At 67.0% G+C, this 5881-nt stretch carries 5 protein-coding genes and 2 pseudogenes; 6 read left to right on the forward strand and 1 reads right to left on the reverse strand.

The genetic code is table 11. From position 1 onward, the window contains the following. From AC2VON_RS26065 to AC2VON_RS26085, 5 genes and pseudogenes are all read left to right on the forward strand, one after another. On the forward strand, positions 1 to 631 hold a 631-nt coding region (locus tag AC2VON_RS26065; protein WP_486955400.1), incomplete at its 5' end, for an enoyl-CoA hydratase. 5 nt (positions 632 to 636) lie between these two features. Continuing rightward, positions 637 to 1779: an MBL fold metallo-hydrolase gene (locus tag AC2VON_RS26070; protein WP_486955401.1), complete on the forward strand. Its 1143-nt coding sequence runs from the start codon at positions 637 to 639 to the stop codon at positions 1777 to 1779. Further along, a pseudogene (locus tag AC2VON_RS26075) lies at positions 1776 to 4172 on the forward strand (HAD-IC family P-type ATPase); the annotation flags it as partial. The gene AC2VON_RS26070 and the pseudogene AC2VON_RS26075, both read left to right, overlap by 4 nt. 189 nt (positions 4173 to 4361) lie before the next feature. After that, positions 4362 to 4793: a type II toxin-antitoxin system Rv0910 family toxin gene (locus AC2VON_RS26080; RefSeq protein ID WP_486955402.1), complete on the forward strand. Its 432-nt coding sequence runs from the start codon at positions 4362 to 4364 to the stop codon at positions 4791 to 4793. Then, positions 4790 to 5245: a hypothetical protein gene (locus AC2VON_RS26085; protein WP_486955403.1), complete on the forward strand. Its 456-nt coding sequence runs from the start codon at positions 4790 to 4792 to the stop codon at positions 5243 to 5245. Before AC2VON_RS26080 ends, AC2VON_RS26085 begins: the two co-directional genes overlap by 4 nt. Before the next feature lie 18 nt (positions 5246 to 5263). Here AC2VON_RS26085 and AC2VON_RS26090 read toward each other — a convergent pair whose 3' ends face one another. After that, the gene (locus AC2VON_RS26090; RefSeq protein ID WP_486955404.1) at positions 5264 to 5572 is read right to left on the reverse strand and encodes a DUF732 domain-containing protein; all 309 of its coding nucleotides are present in this window, start codon (positions 5570 to 5572) and stop codon (positions 5264 to 5266) included. A gap of 129 nt (positions 5573 to 5701) precedes the next feature. Here AC2VON_RS26090 and AC2VON_RS26095 point away from each other — a divergent pair. Further along, positions 5702 to 5881: pseudogene (locus AC2VON_RS26095) on the forward strand (PE-PPE domain-containing protein); the annotation flags it as partial.

Raw genomic sequence — 5881 nt, forward strand, 5'->3', positions numbered from 1 at the left:
GGCCGTCGAGAAGGCCGGGACCCAGGATGTGCGGGCCATCGTGTTGACCGGCCAGGGCACCGTCTTCTGTGCCGGTGCCGACCTCTCCGGTGACGCGTTCGCCGCCGACTACCCGGACAAGCTGATCGCATTGAACAAGGCCATCGACCAATTCCCGATGCCGGTGATCGGCGCGATCAACGGACCCGCGATCGGCGCGGGTCTGCAGTTGGCGATGATCTGCGACCTGCGGGTGGTGGCGCCCGAGGCGTTCTTCCAGTTTCCGACGGCGCAATATGGTTTGGCGCTGGATAACTGGAGCATTCGGCGGCTGTCGGCGCTGGCCGGATACGGACGTACCCGGGCGATGCTGCTGTCCGCGGAGAGGCTGAACGCCCACGAGGCGCTGCAGACGGGCATGGCCAACCGGATCGGCACCCTGACCGATGCGCAGGTGTGGGCGAAAGAGATCGCGGGCCTGGCGCCGCTGGCGCTGCAGCATGCCAAGCGTGTGCTTAACGACGACGGCGCCTACGAGGAGCAGTGGCCGATCCACAAGGAGCTGTTCGACAGGGCATGGGCCAGCCAGGACGTCATCGAAGCGCAGGTCGCCCGGGTCGAGAAACGACCGCCGAAGTTCCAGGGCGCCTAATCACCATGCTGCGGTCAGGACTGCGGCTGGCTCGGCTTGCGGCGGGTACGGTCACGCTGGCCGCCGGCGGGTGGGCGCTGCGTGCCCTGCACGGTGCGCCCGCCGCGCTGGGCGCCGGACCGGCCGTGATCCGCCCGGTGACCGACCGCTCACCCAATTCCCGCGACGGTGTCTTCGTCAACATCGACCCGGCGTCGATGCGCAAGCTCAGCAACGAGGAACTGCGGTTCGTGCTGTGGGAGTTGATCCGTGGACGCGCCGCAACCCGACCTGCCGCCCCGATCCCGCTGGGCGCAGCAGAGGTCTCCGGCGGCCCCGGACCGCTGGCGGTCAGCTGGCTTGGCCACTCCACGACACTGATCGAGATCGACGGCTACCGGGTGCTCACCGACCCGGTGTGGGGTGACCGCTGCTCCCCGTCCGACCGCGTCGGACCGGGGCGGCTGCATCCGCCGCCGGTGCAACTGGACATGCTTGGCGCCCTGGATGCGATCGTCGTCAGCCACGATCACTACGACCATCTCGACATCGCCACCGTCGTCGCACTGGCCCGCACGCAACGGGCTCCGTTCCTGGTCCCCCTGGGTGTCGGTGCGCACCTGCGCAGCTGGGGCGTCCCCGAGCAGCGCGTCGTCGAACTCGACTGGAACGAATGTGCCCGCGTCGGCGAGCTGACTCTGGCCTGCACCCCGGCCCGGCATTTCTCCGGGCGTTTCCTGACCCGCAACATCACCCTGTGGGCATCGTGGGCGATCATCGGCCCCGGCCATCGGGTGTACTTCGCCGGCGACACCGGCTACACCAGGAGTTTTCGCCAGATCGGCTCGGACTACGGCCCGTTCGACGTGACGCTGATGCCCGTCGGCGCCTACAACGCGGCCTGGCCGGACGTTCACATGAATCCGGAAGAGGCGGTCCGGGCGCACCTGGACGTCAACTACGCCGACGGCGCTCACGCCCGCGGGTCGGGACTGCTCGTGCCGATCCACTGGTGCACCTTCCGGCTGGCCCCACACCCGTGGGCCGAACCCGTCGAGCGGCTGCTCGCCGCAGCCGACGCCGCCGACGTGGCGGTTGCGGTGCCCAGGCCCGGCGAACGTGTGTTGCCGACGGCAACCACCGAACCCGACCCGTGGTGGCGGCGGTGACCACCTCGCCGGCCGCCGGGCTCAGCGACGCCGAAGTCGCCCAGCGGGTGGCCGGCGGCAAGACCAACGATGTCCCGGTCCGCGTCGCACGCAGTGTGCGCGAGATCATCCGGGCGAACGTCTTCACCCGGATCAACGCCATCTTGGGTGTGCTGCTGGTCATCGTGCTGGCCACCGGCTCGCTGATCAACGGGATGTTCGGTCTGCTGATCATCGCCAACAGCGTCATCGGCATGATCCAGGAGATCCGGGCCAAGCAGACGCTGGACCGACTCGCCATCATCGGGCAGGCGAAACCTTTGGTGCGCAGGCAATCCGGAACCCGGCCACTGCCATCAGGCGAGGTGGTGCTCGACGACATCATCGAACTCGGGCCCGGTGACCAGATTGTGGTCGACGGCGACGTCGTCGAGGAATCCGATCTTGAGGTCGACGAGTCCCTACTTACCGGTGAAGCCGACCCCATCGCGAAAGACACTGGTGAGCAAGTGATGTCGGGCAGCTTCGTGGTCGCCGGCACTGGCGCCTATCGCGCGACCAAGGTGGGACGTCAGGCCTACGCTGCGCAGTTGACCGGCGAGGCCAGCAAGTTCACCCTGGTCAAGTCCGAGCTGCGCACCGGTATCGACAAACTCCTGGCGTTCATCACCTATCTGCTGGTCCCGGCCGGCGTGCTGATCGTCTACACCCAGCTGTTCACCACCGATGTGGGCTGGCGGGCGTCGGTCCTGGCGATGGTCGGCGCACTGGTGCCGATGGTTCCCGAGGGGCTGGTGCTGATGACGTCGGTCGCGTTCGCGGTCGGCGTCATCCGGCTCGGGCAGCGGCAGTGCCTGGTGCAGGAGTTGCCCGCAATCGAGGGGCTGGCCCGCGTCGACGTGGTTTGCGCGGACAAGACCGGCACCCTGACCGAAAGCGGCATGCGGGTGTACCGCGTCGCGGAAGTCGCCGTCGCCGGCCAGCACGGCCAGCACGGCGGGCACGCAGTTGCGGATGTGCTGGCGGCGCTGGCCGCTGACGACGCCCGGCCCAACGCCAGCATGCAGGCGATCCGCGAGGCCTTCAATACTCCACCGGGCTGGGCCGCGACCGCAACCGCGCCGTTCAAATCGGCGACCAAATGGAGCGGCGTCTCCTACGGCGAGCACGGCAACTGGGTGATCGGGGCGCCGGATGTGTTGCTTGACCCGGCGTCGGCCACTGCGCAGCAGGCCGAGCGGATCGGCGCGCAGGGGCTGCGGGTGCTGCTGCTGGGCGCCGGCGAACAAGTGGTCGATCACCCGGATGCACCCGGGCGAGTACGTCCGATCGCGCTGGTGGCGCTGGAGCAGAGGATCCGGCCCGACGCTAGGGCGACACTGGACTACTTTGCCGCGCAGGGCGTGTCGATCAAGGTGATCTCCGGCGACAACGCGGTGTCGGTGGGCGCGGTGGCGGCAAAACTCGGCTTGCCCGGTGCCGCGCTAGATGCTCGGCAGCTGCCCGCCGAGCCGTCGGAGCTCGCCGACGCGCTGGAGCGTCACGCCGCCTTCGGCCGGGTGCGCCCGGACCAGAAACGCGCCATGGTGTATGCCCTGAAGTCGCACGCACACACCGTGGCGATGACCGGCGACGGTGTCAACGACGTACTGGCACTCAAGGATGCCGACATCGGAGTCGCCATGGGTGCCGGCAGCCCTGCTGCGCGGGCAGTGGCTGCGATCGTGTTGTTGGACAACAAGTTCGCTACACTGCCCTATGTCGTGGGTGAGGGCCGCCGGGTGATCGGCAACATCGAACGGGTCTCGAATCTGTTTGTGACCAAAACGGTTTACTCGGTGCTGCTGGCCCTGCTGGTGGGCTGCGTCGGGTTGGCTTCTGTGCTGTTCGGGGTGAAGCCTCTGCTGTATCCGTTCCAGCCTATCCACGTCACCATCGCTGCCTGGTTCACCATCGGCATCCCGTCCTTCATCTTGTCGCTCGCCCCTAACAACGAGCGGGCCCATTCCGGGTTCGTCCGGCGGGTGATGACGGCTTCGCTGCCGAACGGGCTTGTCGTCGGCATCGCCACCTTCGCCTGCTACCTGGTGACCTATCGCGGCAGTGAGGCCACCCCGGTCCAGCAGATCCAGGCATCAACCGCGGCGTTGATCACGCTGCTGGTGACGGCGGGCTGGGTGCTGTCCGTGGTGGCGCGTCCCTACCAGTGGTGGCGGTTGGCGCTGGTGGTTGCCTGCGGTGCAGCGTATGTGGTGATCTTCTCCATCCCGCTGGCCCGGGAGAAGTTCATGCTGGACCCGTCTGATGTCGCGGTGACGGCGGTGGCACTGGGCATCGGGGTGCTCGGCGCCGCCGTCATCGAGGCGCTGTGGTGGTTGCAGGGCGCCTTTTTCGGTGATCGACCCAATTTGTGGGGAACGGCCTCCAGCGGCCACAATGACCGATCGGCAGGGTCGGTGAGCGGAAAGGACGGGCTCATGGGAATGCTGGACGAGGTCAGGGGCCTGCTGTCACGAGAACCCGACAAGATGCCGGAAGTGGCGAAGGGCGCGGCGAAAAAGGCCGTGGGTGAGCGCGACGAGAGTAACCGGTAGAACCAGCCGATGGCGAAGCTCTCCGGATCTATCGACGTGCCGCTGCCTCCTGAAGAGGCCTGGCTGCACGCCTCCGATCTATCCCGCTACCAGGAGTGGCTGACCATCCACCGGGTGTGGCGCAGCAAGCTGCCCGAAGAACTCGGCAAAGGCGCGGTCATCGAGTCGATCGTCGAGGTCAAGGGCATGCCCAACCGCATCAAATGGACCATAGTGCACTACAAACCGCCGATGGCCATGACGCTCAACGGCAACGGCGTGGGCGGGGTCAAGGTCAAGTTGTTGGCCAAGGTCACGCCCAAGGACGAGGGGTCGGTGGTCAGTTTCGACGTGCACCTGGGTGGCCCGGCGCTGTTCGGCCCGATCGGTATGCTGGTGGCCGCGGCACTGCGCAGCGACATCCGGGAGTCGCTGCAGCGTTTCGTCACGGTGTTCACATGACCCGGTTGCATCCCGGTTGGCTCGTCGCGCTGTTCGCCGCTGTCCTGTCGATCAGCGCCTGGCTGCCCTGGCTGACCACCACGGCAGACGGCGGCGGCTACGCCAACGCCATCGGCGGCAGTGTCGGCAGCCTGCGGCCTGCGCCCGGCTTCGGTGTGGGCCAGTTGGTCGTCTTGTTGGCCTCCGCTCTGCTGGTAGCAGGTGCGATGGTCGGCCGTGGCTTGTCTGTGAAGCTGGCATCGGTTGCCGCGCTGGTTATTTCGCTGCTCATCGTGGCGCTGGCGATCTGGTACTACCACGTCAACATCGTTGCACCGGTCGCCGCCGGCTACGGTCTCTACGTCGGGTTCGCCGGTGCGGCCGGTGCAGTGGGTTGTTCCGCTTGGGCCCTGGCTTTAATCGTGGCCGGCGAGAGCTCCGCGCGACAACCCGCTTCTACGTATCAGCCGTAACCGGTTACCGAGCAATCATCATCGGCGCAGCCTGTCCGGGCACAGCTCCGACTGCGCGGCCTGAATCTGGACGTCAGCGGCCTCGGGGCTGTAGAAGAACGTGTTGGTGAGCTCGCGGACAAGATCCTGCCAGGTGGCGCGCGTCGCCAGCCTGCCGCAGATGTAGTGGCCCGTCGTCAGGCGAACGTTGTCTGTTTGCGGTATGGACACACCCGACTGGTTGAGTTTTGAAAGGTAGCTGTTGTCGTCTGCGTGCGCCTGTGCCGAGGCCGCAACGACCGCGACGGCAACCATCGCAGCGGTAGCGAGCAGTGCGTGCCTCATCATGTCGAACTTTACCTTTGCTCGAGTCCGCGAACGCCGGCAGGAGCCTCCGAAGATGACAACACAGCAGTTGAGAGACTCTAAACTACCCGTACTGCGTACGTGCATAGAACCCTGACGGGAGGGCCGCCCATGACGAGCCGTAGATTGCCGCCGCTCAGCGTTGTGCCGCTGGCGGTCACCGGGGCCGTCGTGGTCGGCGTGTCGTCGACCGCCACCCCGGTGATGCCGCTACAGGCGAAAACGGTGCTGGCGGACTTCAAGTTGGCCGACGCCGAGACCGTGGGGCTTGTTATGGGCGGCAGCGGCACG

The sequence above is a fragment of the Mycobacterium sp. TH-M82 genome, assembly GCF_057473605.1.

Coding starts and splice junctions, on each gene's coding strand:
- AC2VON_RS26070 (WP_486955401.1), top strand. CDS start 637: ATGCTGCGGTCAGGACTGCGGCTGGCTCGGCTTGCGGCGGGTACGGTC.
- AC2VON_RS26080 (WP_486955402.1), top strand. CDS start 4,362: ATGGCGAAGCTCTCCGGATCTATCGACGTGCCGCTGCCTCCTGAAGAG.
- AC2VON_RS26085 (WP_486955403.1), top strand. CDS start 4,790: ATGACCCGGTTGCATCCCGGTTGGCTCGTCGCGCTGTTCGCCGCTGTC.
- AC2VON_RS26090 (WP_486955404.1), bottom strand. CDS start 5,572: ATGATGAGGCACGCACTGCTCGCTACCGCTGCGATGGTTGCCGTCGCG.